This window comes from Cloacibacillus sp., from assembly GCF_020860125.1.
Classification (GTDB): Bacteria; Synergistota; Synergistia; order Synergistales; family Synergistaceae; genus Cloacibacillus.
The window spans coordinates 1-17,252 of record NZ_JAJBUX010000044.1 but is presented as its reverse complement, the minus strand read 5'-3'; the positions used below and the strand labels follow the sequence as shown (position 1 = coordinate 17,252).

13 protein-coding genes and 2 tRNA genes are annotated in these 17,252 nt (G+C 53.7%); 4 read left to right on the top strand and 11 right to left on the bottom strand.

Annotated elements, in window-relative coordinates:
• Nucleotides 1-84 precede the first annotated feature (84 nt).
• Together LIO98_RS05860 and LIO98_RS05855 are read left to right on the top strand one after the other, a co-directional pair.
• On the top strand, nt 85-450 hold the full coding sequence (locus LIO98_RS05860; protein ID WP_291954098.1) for a hypothetical protein: 366 nt from the start codon (nt 85-87) through the stop codon (nt 448-450).
• Nucleotides 451-505: 55 nt separating this feature from the next.
• Entirely contained in the window at nt 506-976 is a 471-nt protein-coding gene (locus LIO98_RS05855) for a DUF188 domain-containing protein (protein WP_291954096.1), read from the top strand.
• Between the two features lie 116 nt (nt 977-1,092).
• On the opposite strand, the gene LIO98_RS05850 is transcribed toward LIO98_RS05855, so the two are convergent.
• The 3 genes from LIO98_RS05850 to LIO98_RS05840 form a co-directional block, all read right to left on the bottom strand.
• Nucleotides 1,093-2,892, bottom strand: coding sequence for an aminopeptidase P family N-terminal domain-containing protein (locus tag LIO98_RS05850; protein WP_291954093.1), 1,800 nt, complete (start codon nt 2,890-2,892; stop codon nt 1,093-1,095).
• A 102-nt stretch (nt 2,893-2,994) separates the two neighbouring features.
• Nucleotides 2,995-4,194, bottom strand: coding sequence for a DUF3798 domain-containing protein (locus LIO98_RS05845; protein ID WP_291954091.1), 1,200 nt, complete (start codon nt 4,192-4,194; stop codon nt 2,995-2,997).
• A gap of 68 nt (nt 4,195-4,262) precedes the next feature.
• Nucleotides 4,263-5,231 carry an aminopeptidase gene (locus LIO98_RS05840; RefSeq protein ID WP_291954088.1) on the bottom strand — a complete coding sequence of 323 codons (969 nt, stop codon included), beginning with the start codon at nt 5,229-5,231 and terminating at the stop codon, nt 4,263-4,265.
• Nucleotides 5,232-5,518: 287 nt separating this feature from the next.
• Between LIO98_RS05840 and LIO98_RS05835 the strand changes: the two genes are divergently transcribed.
• Nucleotides 5,519-6,256, top strand: coding sequence for a FadR/GntR family transcriptional regulator (locus LIO98_RS05835; protein WP_291954086.1), 738 nt, complete (start codon nt 5,519-5,521; stop codon nt 6,254-6,256).
• Nucleotides 6,257-6,363: 107 nt separating this feature from the next.
• Here the strand turns inward: LIO98_RS05835 and LIO98_RS05830 are convergent, their stop codons facing one another.
• The 6 genes from LIO98_RS05830 to LIO98_RS05805 all read right to left on the bottom strand — a co-directional run bounded on the left by LIO98_RS05830 (nt 6,364) and on the right by LIO98_RS05805 (nt 15,469).
• On the bottom strand, nt 6,364-7,713 hold the full coding sequence (locus LIO98_RS05830; protein ID WP_291954083.1) for a GntP family permease: 1,350 nt from the start codon (nt 7,711-7,713) through the stop codon (nt 6,364-6,366).
• Nucleotides 7,714-8,132: 419 nt separating this feature from the next.
• The gene (locus tag LIO98_RS05825; protein ID WP_291954081.1) at nt 8,133-9,500 is read right to left on the bottom strand and encodes an FAD-dependent oxidoreductase; all 1,368 of its coding nucleotides are present in this window, start codon (nt 9,498-9,500) and stop codon (nt 8,133-8,135) included.
• A gap of 245 nt (nt 9,501-9,745) precedes the next feature.
• Nucleotides 9,746-11,356 carry a gamma-glutamyltransferase family protein gene (locus LIO98_RS05820; RefSeq protein WP_291954078.1) on the bottom strand — a complete coding sequence of 537 codons (1,611 nt, stop codon included), beginning with the start codon at nt 11,354-11,356 and terminating at the stop codon, nt 9,746-9,748.
• A gap of 184 nt (nt 11,357-11,540) precedes the next feature.
• Nucleotides 11,541-12,434, bottom strand: a complete 894-nt coding sequence (locus LIO98_RS05815; protein ID WP_291954075.1) for a ParB N-terminal domain-containing protein — start codon at nt 12,432-12,434, stop codon at nt 11,541-11,543.
• A gap of 199 nt (nt 12,435-12,633) precedes the next feature.
• Nucleotides 12,634-13,572, bottom strand: a complete 939-nt coding sequence (locus LIO98_RS05810) for a bile acid:sodium symporter family protein (RefSeq protein WP_291954072.1) — start codon at nt 13,570-13,572, stop codon at nt 12,634-12,636.
• A 466-nt stretch (nt 13,573-14,038) separates the two neighbouring features.
• Nucleotides 14,039-15,469, bottom strand: a complete 1,431-nt coding sequence (locus tag LIO98_RS05805) for a glucose/sorbosone family PQQ-dependent dehydrogenase (protein ID WP_291954069.1) — start codon at nt 15,467-15,469, stop codon at nt 14,039-14,041.
• 424 nt (nt 15,470-15,893) lie between these two features.
• Between LIO98_RS05805 and LIO98_RS05800 the strand changes: the two genes are divergently transcribed.
• Complete coding sequence (locus LIO98_RS05800; RefSeq protein ID WP_291954066.1) at nt 15,894-16,613, top strand: PDZ domain-containing protein; 720 nt, start codon at nt 15,894-15,896, stop codon at nt 16,611-16,613.
• Nucleotides 16,614-16,940: 327 nt separating this feature from the next.
• Here the strand turns inward: LIO98_RS05800 and LIO98_RS05795 are convergent.
• Nucleotides 16,941-17,016: transfer RNA gene (locus LIO98_RS05795), tRNA-Thr, on the bottom strand.
• A 47-nt stretch (nt 17,017-17,063) separates the two neighbouring features.
• Nucleotides 17,064-17,149 (bottom strand) — tRNA-Tyr (locus LIO98_RS05790).
• Nucleotides 17,150-17,252 lie beyond the last annotated feature (103 nt).

The following is a 17,252-nucleotide window of genomic DNA, read 5'->3' as shown; positions in this document are numbered from 1 at the left end:
GATTCCATCCCTTCTCTCAAAAGTGCTAATTTATATTATAATTCACAGTGGCATGAAAGACATACCATCAAGGAGGTAATTTCTATGAATATCGATATAAAAAATCTTGAAGACCAGGATATGAGACAACTTGTAAAGTCGCTGGAACTTGTTTCGGCGCGCATATTCGATTCGGTCGTGAGGATAAGCCAGCTCGCGGCCTCAAACACCCCCGAGATGCAGCAGCTCTTCTCCCAGTGGGTGGCCTGTCTGAGCGACACGATCATCAGCTCCGTAGAAAAAGAGGGCGCCCTCTATCCCGATGAACTGGCGCGGGACATCGGCGTCACGCCGGCGACGATCATTTCACTCGCCCTCACGCTCCACCGCGAGGGACGTATAAAGATAACCGAGATCAAGGCCGAGCCGGCTTCGGGTGACAACACCGAGATCTGCGGCTGTATGAAGTGAGATAAACGGTACGGCAAACAGATGATCTGCGAAATTAAACTTCGCCTCTGCGGCTGTGCGGATAATCATTGACGCCGACGCCTGCCCGCGCGGCGCATTCGAGGCCGCGGCAAAGCTCGCCCGCGCGGCCGGGGTGGAGCTTGTGACGGTCGCGAATTTCAACCACGAGATCGTCTCGGAGCATCACATCACCGTGGGCGGCGACCCGCAGGAGGCCGATCTGAAAATAATAAATCTCGCGCGCGCCGGCGACATCGTCGTGACACAGGACATCGGCCTCGCGGCGATGGTGCTCGCGAAGGGGGCGCGCGCCCTCGGGCCGACAGGTTTCGAATATCTCCAGGAGCGCATGGAATCCAGCCTCGAAGAACGCGAGCTCAAAGCCAAATACCGCCGCGCCGGCGGCCGGACCAAGGGACCGGCCAAACGCACCGCGAAAGACGACCGGCGCTTCTATGAAAAACTCGCGGAGATGACCGGCGCGGGGGATACTGATAACGATACCCCCCGTAAGATATTTGCGTAAAAGAGAATTATCCTAACGAGAGGGGCCGCGTCATGTTTAGAATAAGCGCCATAGAGACTGCGGCTACTCTACGGCGCTTAGAAATTGATTGTTCCTATTGTAAAAACGCAGGCAGCTTACAGCTTCCTCGTTTCATACCAAAGCCATGTTTTCTCTTTTTCATTCAGGTATGGAGAAAGAGCTTCGTAGGTTTTTTCATGATATTTATTCAGCCACTCAAGCTCTTCAACGGAAAGCAGCTCCTTTTTTATCGCCCCCAGCTCGAAGGGACAATAGGTCAGCGTTTCAAACTTCAAGAAACGGCCAAATTCGTTTATGCAATCTTCTTGAACAAGAATATCATTCTCCAGACGGACTCCGAACCTGCCTTTTTTATATACTCCGGGTTCATTTGAAAACAACATCCCCACATCAAGCGGCGTTGTCATCGCGTAAGGGAAAAACGGCGTGAACTCGTTTACTATTTTGCATGGACCTTCATGTATATCAAGACAAAAACCTATTCCATGCCCCGTTCCTGTATCATAATTCATGTGATTGCGCCATTGGCTGGATTTAACGATGCCATCAATCACAAAACCGGTCGTTCCATACGGAAAAGTCAGCATCGCAAGAGCGATGTGGGCCTTAAGGACAAGCGTATAGTCTCTCTGCATCTCATCGCTTAAACAGCCTATCTGAATTGTCCGCGTTATATCCGTACTTCCCGTAAGATAGTGAGCGCACAGATCAAATAAAAGAAACCCTTTTGCCTCCAGCCTGGAGCTTTTTTCTTTCTTCGGCTTATAGTGCGGCAAAGCCGCATTCTCTCCCACGGCTACTATCGGAATATTCGCCGGTTGTAAAAATGTAGGCTCAATCTTACGAAATTCATTTACCTTCTGGCCAATCATATACTCATCAAGGAAAATCTCTTTTTTTACATTCTCTTTGACAGATTTTATGAGCCTGCAGAGCGCCACACACTCTTTTATATTACTCATGCGGATATTTTTCTGCTCAATTTCATTTTTCATAGATTTAACATGGGTAATCAGATCTATTCCCTCTATAACAGACGCAGACGGAGATAATGACTCAAACAGGCTGACAGAAATCTTATACGGGTCCAAATAGATGGATTTACCGGCCGTCTCATTGGGCAGGAAGTTAAATATATCTGAAGTCTCGCGCAGTAAAATATTATCTTTTCTTAACCCTTCCGCGGTGATATCATCAATTTTAGAGAGATTCGTATATAAAACAGCAATTTTTCCCGTGATAAACAGATACGAGTGAAACAGCGGGTATATCGGATTATCATGACCTCGCAGGTTTGTAAGCCATGCCACCGCGTCAAGAGAGGCGGCAAGATATTGCTCCGCGCCTTTTTTCTTCATCCGGCCGCGGATAATATTGATTTTTTCCACCCGTGACGCTCCGGCAAATGACACGTCAAGTTCAAACAGCCGTTCGGACGATATTAGGGGGCGCGGCTGCCAAGTTTCGTCAACATACCCGCTCCTATCCTCTACTATGAAACCCGGCCCCAGATTTCTTTTAATAGAACGGTACTCCTCTACTGAAAACAGCTTTTTATCTATTGCGATTTTTTCTTCACGCCCAATATGTTCGCGTATCCACTCGGCATGACTGGGAGCTTCCGCATCTGACGAAATATAAATTTCTATATCTTTGTCATTCAATTCTCTCTGAGCCTGCAAAAGGTAGCGGCCGTCAGTCCACATCGCCACCGACTGGCGCGACACTATACATGTGGACAAACTACCCGTAAAACCTGTAAGCCACTGTACGGCCTTCCAGTGCGCACACACAGAGGGACTCTGATGGGGATCGGCTGAAGATATTATTAATGCCCCGACATTGTCATTAGCCATTTTTTTACGGAGTGCGCTTAATTTTTCCCTAAAATCCATCGACAACACATCCTCAGCGGAGTTCCATAAAATATATTTTCTGCCAGCTAATTTTTAAAATACTAGATCAATTAGCCGGCAGACATATTTAAAGTTAAAATCCTACTTATTCTTTAGATTAAAATATTTCTCCGGAACCTTCACATCCGTAAGTTTAAGATAACCTTTGCCAAAAATATATGTATCCTGATAGATGAGCTGGTATTTTCTATTGGTTACGCCTGTTCCAAGCTCCGTATACGGCCTTATGAACCATTCGGCTCCGGGAGTATACGAGGCGTAGCATTCCAGCAGGTCTTTAGATTTGCCAAGCGTCGCCTTCTTTTCGACGATGCGTTTTCCGTATTCAGTCAGCGCGCAGACCGTCGCCCAGCTTTGAGAGTATGCGCAAGTTTCCATCCGTCCCTTTCCGCCAGCCGCGATAACGGCGGCCTCAACTTTTTTCATGATCGCGGGCCAATCTCCAGCTTCATTTTTAAGGTCTATACCCAGGGCTCCGGGATACCCCATAAGCGGAGAGGGCAGATCCGGCTCGATAAATATTCCGCCATATTTCGCCACCTGCCTGAGAAGCGGCTCTGTCTGCGCGTCGTTTGTACAGAAAAAAGCGGTCTCTTTTCCATATTTATTTATCCATGACGGAAGTTTTTCGAGGATAAACTGCTGCGCTCCCGCGACGCCGACATCGCTTACCGGGTCGGGCGCCGTTTCAAAGACATATTTTAATCCCAAATCCTTGCACGCCTCTTCAAAAATGGCCCGGCGTCGGGCCTGCAGCTCATAACTCATGTGCCTGGGAAAAGAGATAATTACAAAGGTTTTCGCGCCAAGTTTTTTTGCCGCGTATATATTCAGATATCCCCTTATGATTTTATCCGACGCGACGCTGTAGTCCGCCACGGAAGAGATAACGTTGGGATCTTCCTGCGGAGACCCGGTAAGACAGATTATGTCGTCTCTCTTTTCCTTGACCCTGCGCAGCGCCTCTGTAGTTCCAGGGACCGCCTCGCCAACGACAATTACCTTTATCTTAGGATCATCCGCCAGACCGGCAATCTGTGATATCGTCGTCTCCATCTCCTGCATAAAATTATCCGGCATGGTTATATGTTTGATCATCCCGCCGTCACTGGTGTCCCCATATTTTTTTACCATATGTTCGGCCCCGCGGTAAGTGTCTTCCGCCTGCGAGACGGTTAACGTGGCGATCCCTATGTGGAAGGGAGCCTCGGCGGCAAATGATCCTCCGGGAAAAATAGGCGATAATAATAGCACTGCCAACAACATAATTACTCGTTTCATTTTAATTACCTCCCCGTTTTATGTTTTGTATAACGCAAATGTAACAGCGCATTATGCCTTTTCAGCATCTATAAATAAATTTTATCCCCGTCGACGAGCACTCTGCCGTCGACCTCTATCTTCGGGTTCCACATCAGAAGGTCGTAGTGGGTCGGAGCCTTGACGGTGCCTCCAAGCGTTATGCTCGTGCCTATCCCTATATGCGCCGTGGGGATCACGCCCTCGTCCTCAAGCATGATCCCGCAGAGCCTGCACTTGGGGTTAAGGCCGACGCCAAGCTCCGCGATGTTATAGCAGTTCGGGTCGTTGTGGCTCGCGAGGTCTTTTTTCAATACCTCAGCCTGCCTGCCGCCTCTGATATCGGTGATAAAACCGTCTTTGACGTCCACGACGATGGGCTCGTTCAGCACGCCGATCTCCAGATAGGGAACGCTGGCGTCCGCAACGATGCGTCCGTTCGCCGATCCCTCAACGGGCGAAGAGTTGGCCTCGACCGTCGGGATCGTGGAAAATTCCCCCGGCTCCACCACGCAGTAGAGGGCGTTGCCGCGTCTGCCGGTGATATCGAGCCAAAGGTCCGTGCCTCCCGGCGAGGTAACGTGCACCTTGCTGCCCTTTGCGAAGGCGTCGGCCACCCCTTTGCAGACCGGCTTGATCGCCCTGAAATCGGCCTCGATGCCGCCGGAGATGAGCATATCCTCCGTAAAATCGGTGAGGACGAGCAGGCGCACGCCGTTTTCCGCCGCCTCCTTCACAGCGAAGGTATGCGTCACAGAATAGCTCACGGGAATGAGGACGACGTCGGCGAACTTCATGCTCTCGGCGATGAGCTTCGGCGGCTCCTCGCCCGCGCGCTGGCGGGGCTTCATCGTGCTTACCACTACCTCAGCGCCGCGCTCCACCGCCGCCGTGGCCAGGACCTTGGCGATGTTCTCCTGCACCATATCGGTGACGATCAGGATCGTCTCGCCCGCTTTGAGCGAGACGCAGTTATCCATTATCGTTCTCGCTCCCTGCATCATAAGTGCCTCTTTCATCTTCAAAAAACCACTCCTTTTTGATATAACGTGACCTTGCCTGTGTTTTTCTTAAATAATAATTTTATAATATAATACTACAATCATACAAAAATATGTCAATAGCTTTGAGGGGCTTTTTAAACATTTTTTCGTATCGTTAAAAAAATTGAATCAATGCTGTTTACTATGCTGCCGCTGGCATTTATGCCTATACCACGTTTAACTCACGGCGGCGCTTGTGATAAACTAGATAGAAAGGCCGGACAATGATGATTAGAGAGCAGTTCCGAAAGAGGGTTTCCCATATGGATATACAGGAGAGAAAGATATCCCCGGCGATGCCGGTCAAAGCGGAGAGGCTGTCTTCACAGATATCGAAGCTGATCCTCTCGGAGATACAGTCAGGGCAGCTCACGGTGGGAGATAAACTGCCGCCGGAGACGGAGCTCGCCCAGAGATACGGCGTGAGCCGCACCATTCTCCGCGAGGCCATCGCCAGCCTGAAAAACGAGGATATCCTCGAATCAAAACAGGGGCGCGGCATTGTCGTAAAAAACGCGCGCAGCCGTCAGGCGTTCAGGTTTTCCGATGTATTCGAGACCGTCTCGATCGGTGAGATAAACTATTTTTACGAAATGCGCGCGCTGCTTGAATCGGAGGCGGCGGGGCTCGCCGCGATGCGGCGCACGCAGGAGGATATCGCGGAGATAACGGAGTCTTTCAGAGGAATGGAAGAGGCCGTCAAAGAAAATGCCCCGGGGGCGGAGGCCCATGACCGCTACAACGCGGCGATCGCGCGCGCGAGCCATAACCCCGTATTGATAGAATTTCTCCTCTTTTTGCAGGGAAAGCTGCACGATCTCGCTAAGGAGCTGCGCATAATGACGATGGCCTCGCCAGAGAGGGCGCACAACGTCCTCGAAGAGCACCGCCGCGTGGTGAAATATATTATGGCGAAAGACCCGGCGGCGGCGCAGGAAGCGGCTCTCACGCACCTGAAAAACGCCGCGGAGCGGGCCGGAATGAAGATATATAACCCCTAGGCGCGGCGCTTTCGCGCGATTACTTTATAACGAAGAGAGGGGCATGACCTTAACGGACATGCCCCTCTCCGATTTATCAGGCCTCGCTTAACGCGGCCTTTTTTCGGTTATTTCAGTACCAGATAGGCGACGAATACGCCGACCATCGAGGCGAGCCCGATTATCAAGGTGCCCATGGTCTGGGTCTTGTAGCCCTGCTCCGTCTCCATCTCGCCGAAATTCGTGACGACCCAGAAATAGGAGTCGTTCGCGTGCGAGACCGTCATCGCTCCCGCGCCGATCGCGATGACGCAGAGCGCCGAGAGCGACGGCGTGTTGAGCCCCAGCACGGGAAGCATGGGGGCGAGCATACCCGCGGTGGTGGTGATCGCCACCGTAGAGGAGCCCTGCGCCGTTTTCAGTATCGCGGCCAGCACGAAGGGGAAGAATATGCCGATCGTCGAGAGGACGCTGGAATTCTCCGTGATGTACTGCACCATCCCTGAGACGCTGATGACCTTGCCGAGCACGCCGCCGGCGGCGGTGATGAAAAGTATCGGGCCGACGGTCTTCAGGGTGTCGTTCGTGATCTCGTAGAAGTCCTTCGCCTTGCCGGACTGGACCAGCAGGATTACGCCGAGGATGACGCCGACCGCGAGCGCGATGATCGGGGTACCGAGGAAGATAATGGCGGAGATGCTCACCTTCGCCATTGAGAAGGCCGAGGCCAGTCCCATGAGGAAGATAGGAACGATTATCGGGGCAAACGACATCACGCCGCCCGGGAGCCTGCCATATTCGGCGATAAGCTCTTCGTAGCTCTTCACCAGATCCATGTCGGCGTTATCGTCGCGCGCCGAGACACGTTTTCCGATATATTTCGCGAAAATATACCCCGCGGCAAGCGCGGGAACGGAGAGCAGCGCGCCAAGCCCGATGACCAGCAGGATATTATCGCCGATACCAAGGGCGTTGGCCGCGGCAATCGGTCCCGGCGTCGGCGGTATGAAGCAGTGGGATATGTAAAGCCCCATAGAGAGCGCCACCGTCATCGCGACGCTGGAGGCCCCCGTCCTCTTTACAAGCGCCTTTCTTATCGGGTTGAGCACGACAAATCCGCTGTCGCAGAAGACCGGTATCGAGACAATCCATCCCATTATGATGATCGCAAGCTCGGGATTCTTTTTCCCTACCAGCGTTACCACCACGTCGGCCATCTTGAGCGCCGCCCCCGTCTTTTCAAGCAGGGTCCCGACAAGCGCGCCGAAGATTATCACGATGCCGATACTGGTGAATGTTCCGGAAAAGCCCGCCCCGATCACTCCCGGAATGTCCTTGAGCGGAATCCCGGCGATCACGCCGAAGATCAGGGACACCGCCATTATCGACAGGAAAGGATGAATCTTATACTTCGATATCGCCGCCACCATCACAATGATTGCCAGAACAAAGATAATAATTAAAGGAATACCCGTCATCATTGCCGCCTCCTAAAGTATATTTTTAGATATGTTTCAATAACGCTAGGATAGCACGCCTATTCACTAAAGAAAACCCCGATTTATATCATTTTTACCGCGTGATTTTCCTCTATGCGCGGCCGCGCGATAGGGGGCGGAAGTTGAATACACAAACGCCTCCGTCCCCATTTTCCAATACAGCCCCGCCGCCGGTTTATCCTCGATAGGGTAATGATAAACAGCGAATTACTCTCCAGAAAATCAAAAGCTAAATCGCTGTTTATCTCTTTTCCCACCCGAAGGAAATCGGCGTTTAGACGTGTCGATGACGACGCGAAATAAGGCCGGAAAACCGCAGGCGCACTTTCGTGCGTCGAGGATTTTCCGGCCTTGTTGAGCTAAGTCAGCGGCGCGTATAAACGCCGATTTACGGTGATTTATTTTATCGCGGCGAAAAGATCGTTAAACGCTTCGCTCATCACGGGGTGCGTAAAGATCATGTCGCGCAGTACCGTGTAGGAAAGCTTTTCGTTCATCGCCAGCGTGACTATATTTATCATCTCGTGCGATTCCTCGCAGTAGAGGGCAACTCCGAGGATCAGCCCGCTATCGGCGTCGACGACGGCCTTCAGCATCCCAGTATACTTGCCGAGGACGTGCGACCGCGGCAGCCCCGTCACGGGGATCACGGCGGTCTTTATCTTATATCCCTTTGCCAGCGCCGCCTTTTCCGTGAGGCCGACGCGGGAGAGCGGAGGGGCAAGGAATACGCTGTAGGGAACGTTGCGGCCGGCGCTCGTTCTGCCGCCGCCCTTAAAATCATCCATTACGATACGCGCGTCGTCCTGTGAGATATAGGTGAACTGCGGACTGCCCGCGACGTCCCCGATAGCCCAGATCCCTGACTCCGTCGTGCGCATCCTTTCGTCTACGGCGACCGCGCCGCGCGGAGTCGTCTCCACGCCCGCCGCCCCGAGGTTCAGCTCGCGCGTATTGGGGACGCGCCCCGTCGACACAAGCACCGCGTCGCATTTAGCCTCTTTTTCCTCTCCGTCGGCGGCATACCTGACGACCGCGCCCTCGCCTTCGTTCTTCACCGAGAGCACCTTAGCCCCGGCAACGAGCTCTATTCCCTGCCCGGCCAGCGTCTCCTTGACCGCCGCCGCTACGTCGGCGTCCTCGTTCGGGAAAAACTCCGGCAGATCCTGGAGCACGGTCACCTCCGAACCGAACTGGCGGTAGAACGAGGCGAATTCAAGGCCGATATTTCCCCCGCCGATCACCACCAGCCGCTTCGGCAGCCGTTCCAGGTCGAGCATGCCCTCGCTGACATAGGCGCACCGGCATTCTTTAAGTCCCTCGATGGGCGGGATGAACGGCACGGAGCCGGTATCTATGACGATCTTATCCGCGGTGATCGCGGCGGTGAAGTCTTTGCCGCTGACCTCTATCTCCTTCGGCGAGACGAACTTCGCCGTACCGGTGTAGAGCGTGATATTCGGATTGCCGCCGAACGTATTGAACATCTTGCCGAGGATTTTCTCCCGAAGTTCCTTTTTATCGCGGATGGACTGCGCGTAAAAGGCCGCCTTTTCCTCAAAACCGGCGAAGCCTTTTATCCGCGCCATCTCAGCCCTGTTGACGAGGAACTTCGTCGGCACGCAGCCCACATTGGGACAGGTCCCGCCGTACATCTTGTCCGACTTCTCCACCAACGCGACCCGCCGGCCCTGAGCTGCCATAGCACTGGTGAGAACTTTGCTGCCCTTACCAAAACCGATTACTATAACGTCGAATCTCTCCATCTTCCCGTACCTCCGGAAATTAAATGTATCTTTTTTAATTACATTAATAAAAGCATACAGCTATCCTAAAAAATGTCAAGCATATAAAGGCTTTTTCTGAAATGATTCCGCAGTCTGCCGCCGCAAATATATAATAAAAGCAGCCGTTGATAAAAGTAACGGCTGCCCTGCTGATATTGTTATTATAAATGGTCCAGGCCTGATACTTCTGTCAGGAACGCCTCTTGTACCCGAACATCCGTCCTTTAGTATACGGCGACGTAGCCGTCGGCACGCGGCTCCGTGGCCCCCATGAGGGCGCCGTCTTCGCCGCGCAGTATTATCTGTCCGCGCCCGTAGGAGCTGTGGTCGTAGTCCACATAGACCTCGTGCCCCATCGCGGCTAGCTCTTTGATGATATGGTTCTCCACTCCCTGCTCGAGGCCGACCCGTTTCCCCTCCGTCCACTGCCAGCGCGGCGCGTCTAGCGCCTCCTGCGGGTTGAGGGCGAAGTCCACCATGTTGGCGATCATCTGAAGGTGTCCCTGCGGCTGCATGAAGGCCCCCATCACCCCAAAGGGGCCGACCGCCTCGTTGTCTTTGGTGATGAAGCCCGGTATTATCGTGTGGTAGGGCCTCTTGCCCGGCGCGAGGAAGTTCGGCGAGGCGGGGTCAAGCGAGAAATTATTCCCCCGGTTATGCAGGGTGATCCCCGTCCCAGGCACGCAGAGGCCGGAGCCGAAGCCACGGTAGTTGCTCTGTATCATCGAGACCATGTTCCCCTCGCCGTCCGCCGCCGCCAGATAGACCGTGCCGCCTGAGGTCTGGCGCTCCGAGGTCGGAAGCCCGGCCACGGCCGGGTCGATGAGGGCGGCGCGGCGGTCGGCGAACTCCTCCGAAAGCAGCTCCGTCACCGAACGGCGCATATGGCGCGGGTCGCCCACCTCGGCGAGAGCCTCGGCGAACGCCAGCTTTATCGCCTCTATCTGCAGGTGGTAGCTGCGCGCGCATTCACGCTCCGAGAGCGTGAATTTTTTCAGGATGTTCAGCGCCATCAGCGCGACGATGCCCTGTCCGTTCGGCGGTATCTCCCAGACGTCGTAGCCGCGGTAATTCACGCCTATCGGCTCGACCCACTCGGGAGCGAACGCGGCGAGATCTTCAGCGCGCAGCCAGCCGTTATGTTCCTTTGAGAAGCGGTCTATCGCCTCCGCGAGTTCCCCCGTATAGAAGGCGGCGGCGCTCGTCTCCGCGATCTTTTCCAGCGTGCGCGCCTGCGCTTCGCAGCGCCAGATCTGCCCCGCGGCGGGCGCTTTGCCCTCTGCCGTGAAGCACTCGAAGAGGTGGGCAAACTCGCCGCCGTGGAGGTTTTTGGCAAAACCGGCGAAGGCCTTTTTCCAGAGCAGGCTCACCGTCGGAGAGACGGAAAAGCCGCTGCGCGCGTAGTGGATCGCCGGTTCAAGCAGCACGTCGAGCGGCAGGCGGCCAAACTTCGCGTTGAGCGCCGCCCAGGCGGCGGGAGCGCCGGGGACGGTGACGGCCTTCCACCCGTAGAGCGGCATCTTTTCCCAGCCGCCGCGAAGAAGTTCGTCGGCATTGGCCCGCGACGGCGCATGTCCGCTTGAATTGAGGCCGTGCAGCTTGCCCCCCGTCCATACGAGCGCAAAGGCGTCTCCGCCGATCCCGTTGCTGGTCGGCTCCACCACCGTGAGGCAGGCGGCGGTCGCCACCGCGGCGTCCACCGCGTTTCCGCCCCTTCTCAGCATTTCAAGCCCCGCCTGCGCGGCCAGCGGCTGCGTGGTGGCGGTCATGCCGCGCGAACCGTATACAAGCGTGCGGCGCGAGGGGTATTTATATTTCAGAGCGTCCATTTTCATAAATAACACCACATTTCAAAAAGATATTTAATTTACCCATATATATTTATACAACATCGGCGTAATTGTGACCAGCGGTGCGAGATTAAAAATTGTACAGCAACTACTGACAAAGACAGCCTTCGCCTATGCGGCGCGGAAGCCCATTTCCGCCGGTCCTCAAGGCCTCCGAAGGCCAGACCGCCTAATCCTTCCCTGGGATTCCCTCGTAATCCGCCGTTTCGATCACGCCGCGCCGCCACCTGGCGCGCGAGGCATTCAGCAGCGCCAGCAGCTGCCGCTCATACAGGAGGGCGCTCTCGTCGGTGGCGATCGCCGCCGCCCGTTCTCCGGTCCTCTTCAGGCTCTTCAGCAGCGCTGGCGCGGCGCTTTTTTCCGGCCGTTCCGTCTTGGAGGAGCTGTCTTCCAACGGCCCAGCCTCCGGCTCGCCGTAACGGTTTGAGAGCTGTCTCGCGATCTCTGGGAAAAGGCTGCTCATATAACGCCTCGCCGTATCTTTGCCGAGGAAGGTCAGCTCCTCCGCGATCTCGCGGTAGCTTTTGAGCATCCCGTTGGGATAGCGGCAGCGTCCAGTTTCGACATAGATCGCGAAGGCCTTCTCTCTGTCGCGCCTGCTGCGCAGCGGCAGACCGTTTTTCATGTTCTCTTTTATGGAAAAAAAGCGTGCGTCGGCCTCTGAGAGATTTTTGTGCAGCACGGCGTCGATGAAACCCCACGCGGCGCCCATCCTCATCCTTGCCCGGCAGCGGTGGAAGCCGTCTATCAGATAGAGGCGGCCGTCGTCAAGCAGGGCGATATCGACGGGCGGCATATCCGCGCCGTTCTCATAGTTCTGCGCGTAGGTCTCCACCGCCTCGCCGCTGATGTCGTTTCGCGACTGGAAACGCGGCTCGTCAATCTGGATATCCTCAAGAAGGTAGAGGCGGCGTTCGTCGCCCAGACGGTCAAGGTCGCCGTTCGCCTCATCAACGAATCGGCGGAGCAGCGCCCTTACGCTCTCCCCATCAAGGGCAGAAGCGCCCTCTGAGGGCAAAAGCTCGCGCGGATAGTATCTTTTGACGATCTCATTTATCTTCACCCGCTCATCATCCCAATCTTTTGGCATTATGGCAGTCTGGATACTTTTGCGGTGCTTGCCGGTAATATTTTAGCACGCGGGGATACCGCCAAGCGAAAAAAATAGTTCCCCAACCACATGATAAGTGAGTCCATAAAAAAGCCCCGCCCTTTGGGGAAGGGACGGGACCGGCAGTAGGCAAAAGGTAATTTGTAAGAGGCTATTTCTCCTTCATCTGCGAATATATATTCGCGAGAATGGCTCCCGATATGTTGTGCCAGACGCTGAATACCGCGCCCGGGACCGTGGCCAGCGCTAAGGAGGGGAAGGAGGTCGCCGCGAGGCTGGTGGCGAGGCCTGAATTCTGCATCCCGACCTCTATCGAGATCGCCTTCTTCTTCGCGAGCGGGACCTTCAAAAACGCGGCGATCACGTAACCGAGCGCGTAGCCGAGAATGTTATGCAGGATGACGACCGAGAACACGAGAACGCCGGTGGTCATGATCTTCGCGGAGTTGGCGGAGACCACCGCGGCGACGATCATGACAATGGCCGTCACAGAGACGAGCGGCAGTACCTTGACCGCCTTCTGGGTGGTGCTGCTGAAAAATTTATTGATGACGAAGCCCGCGGCGATCGGCAGGATCACCACCTTGACGATCGACATGAACATCGCCGCCATATCGACGGAGACGGTCTGCCTCAGCAGAAGGTAGGTCAGCGCCGGCGTGAGCAGCGGGGCGAGCAGCGTCGAGACGCTGGTCATCCCCACGGAGAGGGCGACGTCGCCCTTGCTGAGGTAGGTGATAACGTTTGACGAGGTCCCGCCGGGGCAGGTCCCGACAAGGATAACGCCGACCAGCAGCGCGTCGTCCAGGGCAAAGGCCTTGCCAAGCGCGAAGGCCAGAAGAGGCATGATCGTAAACTGCGCGAGGCACCCGAGAATGACGTCCTTCGGACGCTTAAAGACTACGGCGAAGTCGACGGGATCCAGCGTCAGCCCCATCCCGAACATCACTATCATCAGCAGGGTCGTGATCCACGACGTCTTTATCCATATCAGGACCGCCGGTACGAAAAGCGCCGCCGCCGCGACTACGACGACGATAACGGCCATATACTTACCCACAAAATCACTGAGCTTTTCCAGAAACTTCATAATTAAAACGCTCCTCTTCAGACTGAATATTGTTATATAAAACCATTATGGAATAACGGCGCGCAAGCATTATAGTGAGCGCCGTACGGGAATGTCAAACCGGCCTCAAATTATAAAACAGGTGTAATGTTTATATTTACGCTATAAAATACCTGTATTTTTTTGCATTAGCATTTGCTTGCAAGTATTTTATCCACAATATAGTATTTTCTGAAAGACAGCTCACAATCAGGCCGCCGTGACCGGAATCGGCGGCAGACGGGAAAAGCCCCGCCTCTTACCGGAACTTTTCCTTTATCTTCTTTATTTTCACCGCTCCCTGCACGCAAAATTTACAATGACAAAAAAGGACAGATACACAGCTTTCATTCGGCCCATCCGCCAATGTGAAAGCCATGCATCTGTCATTATCATGCGGGACAGCCCCGCGGCTTAAAAATATCTTACTGTTAAGTCAATGGATATATTATTTTCCCTCTCCGGCATATGTAAACACGATTATCGCACCCGAGTTCTCCACCTGACTGGTCGGCATGAAATTCCTGTCCAGCACATTGCCGCCCTTGTCTGTCATGACGAAGATGCTCTTCGTATCGGGGGAGACGACCGCCGCGCGATAGCGGTTGGCGGTATGGAAGTACGGTATCGCGTCGCCCTGCAGCGTCTTTCCGTCCGCGTTCAGCTTCATCCGGTACAACTCGCCGGTTTTCAGCGTCGTGATGATGAGGGAATTTCTCCACGCCTCGATCGCGCCGTCCGCCGGGTAATAGGTGATGCTCAACGGGGCCACGGTCGGCCAGAAGAGATACGGCAGTTTTTCAAAGCGGGAATCCTTGAAGTTATAGCTGTTGGGCACCGTATAGAAGGTCTTCAGCGGCTCTTTGAAGTTCGGCGCGTTCCAGTCCAGCTCCCTTATCACGGGCACGCCCTCGGGGATGATGTTGGGCTGGTTGGGGTCGTACTTATCTATCGCGCTCTTGTTGGCCTTCGACCAGTCGGCGTAGGTGTAGGCCTGGTTGTCACGGAAGCCCGCTACTATTGGCCAGCCGTAATTGCCGCCGCTCACCAGCAGGTTGATCTCGTCGTCGGTCGAGGGGCCGTGCTCGCAGGAGAAGAGGTTCTCCCCCACAAACACCAGTCCCTGCGGATTGCGGTGGCCGTAGGTGAAGATATGGCTTCTCACACCGTCAAGCACCGGGTTGTCGCGCGGGATGGAGCCGTCCGGCTCAATCCTCAGCACCTTTCCGACATATGAGCTCCAGTCGGATTTGCGCACCTCCGCGGCTGAGGGAAGGCGCTGCGCCTCGTTGGGCAGCAGCATATTGGCGCCCTGGTTATGGCCGAGCTCGCCGAGAGAGAGATAAAGTTTGCCGTCCGGGCCAAAGACTATACGTCCCGCGTTATGGTCGTCTCCGGCGGGGATCTTGTCGAGGATCACCTTTTCATCGACTAATTTTTCGCTTTTGGCGTCAAAGCGGAAGCGGGCTATCCTCTTAAAATCCGACTTGCTTTGGCTGGGCGACGATTTATACGTATAGACCACATAGACATAATTTTTGCCGCCTTTTTTGAGAAAATCAGGCGCCAGCGCCAGACCGAGGATGCCCTCATGGCCGCCGGCGGCGTTTGCCCTGTCAATACGGGCCGCCTCGCGCACCGCCCCGCTTGCGGGATCGACGCGCACGATCCTCTTTCCAAGCCGCTCCGTCACCCACAGCATATTATCGGGCCCCCACAGCATCTCCCAGGGGCCGTCAAGCCCTTCGACCAGAACCTTGCCGGTGAACGGTTCGGCGGTGCGGACCGCGTCTCCCGCCGCCGTGAGGGCCTGTCCGCCGAAGGCGAAGAGTGAAACCATAAACGACAGCAACAAAACTTTGATTGGGGATATCTTCACAACAATAACGCTCCTTCTGATTACGGCATCACTGCCGTTTTATATATTATTTTGCAGCTTTAATATATAAATCAGTATAATAAGCATTAAAATTCCCGCGTTAGTAAAAATAACGATTAAATAGTGATAAAAACCAGGAGAGAAAAGCCGGTAGTTTTGCCCATACCATATTATGCCGGAGAACAGCTGGTACAAATTATATGAAGTTGATCTTAACACTGGAGAAAACGCCCCGTTTCGCCGCCCCTTTATTATCCGTCATTATCGGCCGCCCCGCACTGATGACCGCGAGCAAAGAAAAAATATCCCGGATAAAGCTATGAAGCAAGACACTTTAACATGAAGCTGTAAAAATCCATAAAACATGATAGACTAACGGCAGCTCTTCTATAATACAATTTTTGTTCTTGAGAGGAAGATTGAAATGAAAAAAATCATGATGGCCATATTGTTCGTTATTCTGACGGCATCCGTCTCGTTTGCGGCGTCGGTATATACGACCACAATCAGAGACTGCACGCCGCAGCAGGTACAGGACGTCCTTATTGAAGTCATGACCGGCAAAAACTTCGCGATAAACGAAGTCACGCCCTATAAACTAACTTTCGATAAAAACTTTGGCGACGGCTTCTGGACGGCGGCGCAGAATACGACTGTAAGGTTCAACCTTCTTCCAAGAGACGGCAATATTAAAATGATGGTCACTGAAACAGAAAAAATATCCAACGGCTGGGGCGGCTTTTATGAAAGAAAGCGCAGCATCGATCAGCTCGTCCCAATAATCAAGGAAGTAAAAAACCTGATAGACCATACGCCTAAAGACCAAATAGGAAACGAGGCCGTCGACCAGCTCCCCGGATCAGGCAACGAAAGAGAGAAAAAACTTGGACTAACGCTTACGGATAAGGATATGCAGGGGTGCTATAGGGCAAAAACCGTAGACCCCGGCAGCGCCGCGGCGAATGCAAAAATTGTAATCAACGACAAGATACTGGAAATTAACGGACAGGACCTCAGCACGCTCGAACTAGAGGCCATCAATACATATATCGCCAACAAATGGGCTTCCGGTTCTTCACTTATCATCCTAATCGAACATGATGGAGAGAAGAAGATCGTGACCTTAAAGAAAGATACTCAATAGAAAATTACCGGCAAAACAATATTGTCATAAAGTGATAAAAAGAAGGGCCCTGCCGGAGCCCTTCTTTTTATCACTTTCTATCATTACGCCCAGCCGCCAAACCTGCTATTGAGGCGCGGCACGCCATCCACGGACACGGAACTTCCTGCCTGGAGCATCCGTTTAGTGCTGATTTTAGCTTAACAGGCTTTAAAAAGCTTTAACAACCCTGACAAGCTACCAAAAATCAAAAAAAACCGTTGCGCTTGATTATAACAGGATTTTAACAACTTTAACAAGCGTAACAGGCAATAAAAAAGGCCCCTAAAAGGGGCCTGACTTGTTAAATGGAGCCGACTTCCGGACTCGAACCGGAGACCCCATCCTTACCATGGATGTGCTCTACCTACTGAGCTAAGTCGGCTTACAACAGTCATACACTAATGCGGTAAGGGCATTTTTACATAAAAATGGTGATAGGAGCTAGGTTCGAACTAGCGTAGGCTCACGCCGACAGATTTACAGTCTGTTGCCTTTGACCACTCGGCCATCCTACCACTCAGCGACGCCGCACATAGCGACATTACAAAAAGATATTTTACATGATATCAGACGTTTGTCAAGACTTATGAGACGGCTTGCGGAGGAAATGTAGGGAAG

Excerpts from the sequence above, each read along its gene's own strand:
- LIO98_RS05860 (WP_291954098.1), top strand. The coding sequence starts at position 85 with ATGAATATCGATATAAAAAATCTTGAAGACCAGGATATGAGACAACTT.
- LIO98_RS05850 (WP_291954093.1), bottom strand. The coding sequence starts at position 2,892 with ATGGATTTTAGGGAAAAATTAAGCGCACTCCGTAAAAAAATGGCTAAT.
- LIO98_RS05845 (WP_291954091.1), bottom strand. The coding sequence starts at position 4,194 with ATGAAACGAGTAATTATGTTGTTGGCAGTGCTATTATTATCGCCTATT.
- LIO98_RS05840 (WP_291954088.1), bottom strand. The coding sequence starts at position 5,231 with ATGAAAGAGGCACTTATGATGCAGGGAGCGAGAACGATAATGGATAAC.
- LIO98_RS05835 (WP_291954086.1), top strand. The coding sequence starts at position 5,519 with ATGGATATACAGGAGAGAAAGATATCCCCGGCGATGCCGGTCAAAGCG.
- LIO98_RS05830 (WP_291954083.1), bottom strand. The coding sequence starts at position 7,713 with ATGACGGGTATTCCTTTAATTATTATCTTTGTTCTGGCAATCATTGTG.
- LIO98_RS05825 (WP_291954081.1), bottom strand. The coding sequence starts at position 9,500 with ATGGAGAGATTCGACGTTATAGTAATCGGTTTTGGTAAGGGCAGCAAA.
- LIO98_RS05820 (WP_291954078.1), bottom strand. The coding sequence starts at position 11,356 with ATGAAAATGGACGCTCTGAAATATAAATACCCCTCGCGCCGCACGCTT.
- LIO98_RS05810 (WP_291954072.1), bottom strand. The coding sequence starts at position 13,572 with ATGAAGTTTCTGGAAAAGCTCAGTGATTTTGTGGGTAAGTATATGGCC.
- LIO98_RS05800 (WP_291954066.1), top strand. The coding sequence starts at position 15,894 with ATGAAAAAAATCATGATGGCCATATTGTTCGTTATTCTGACGGCATCC.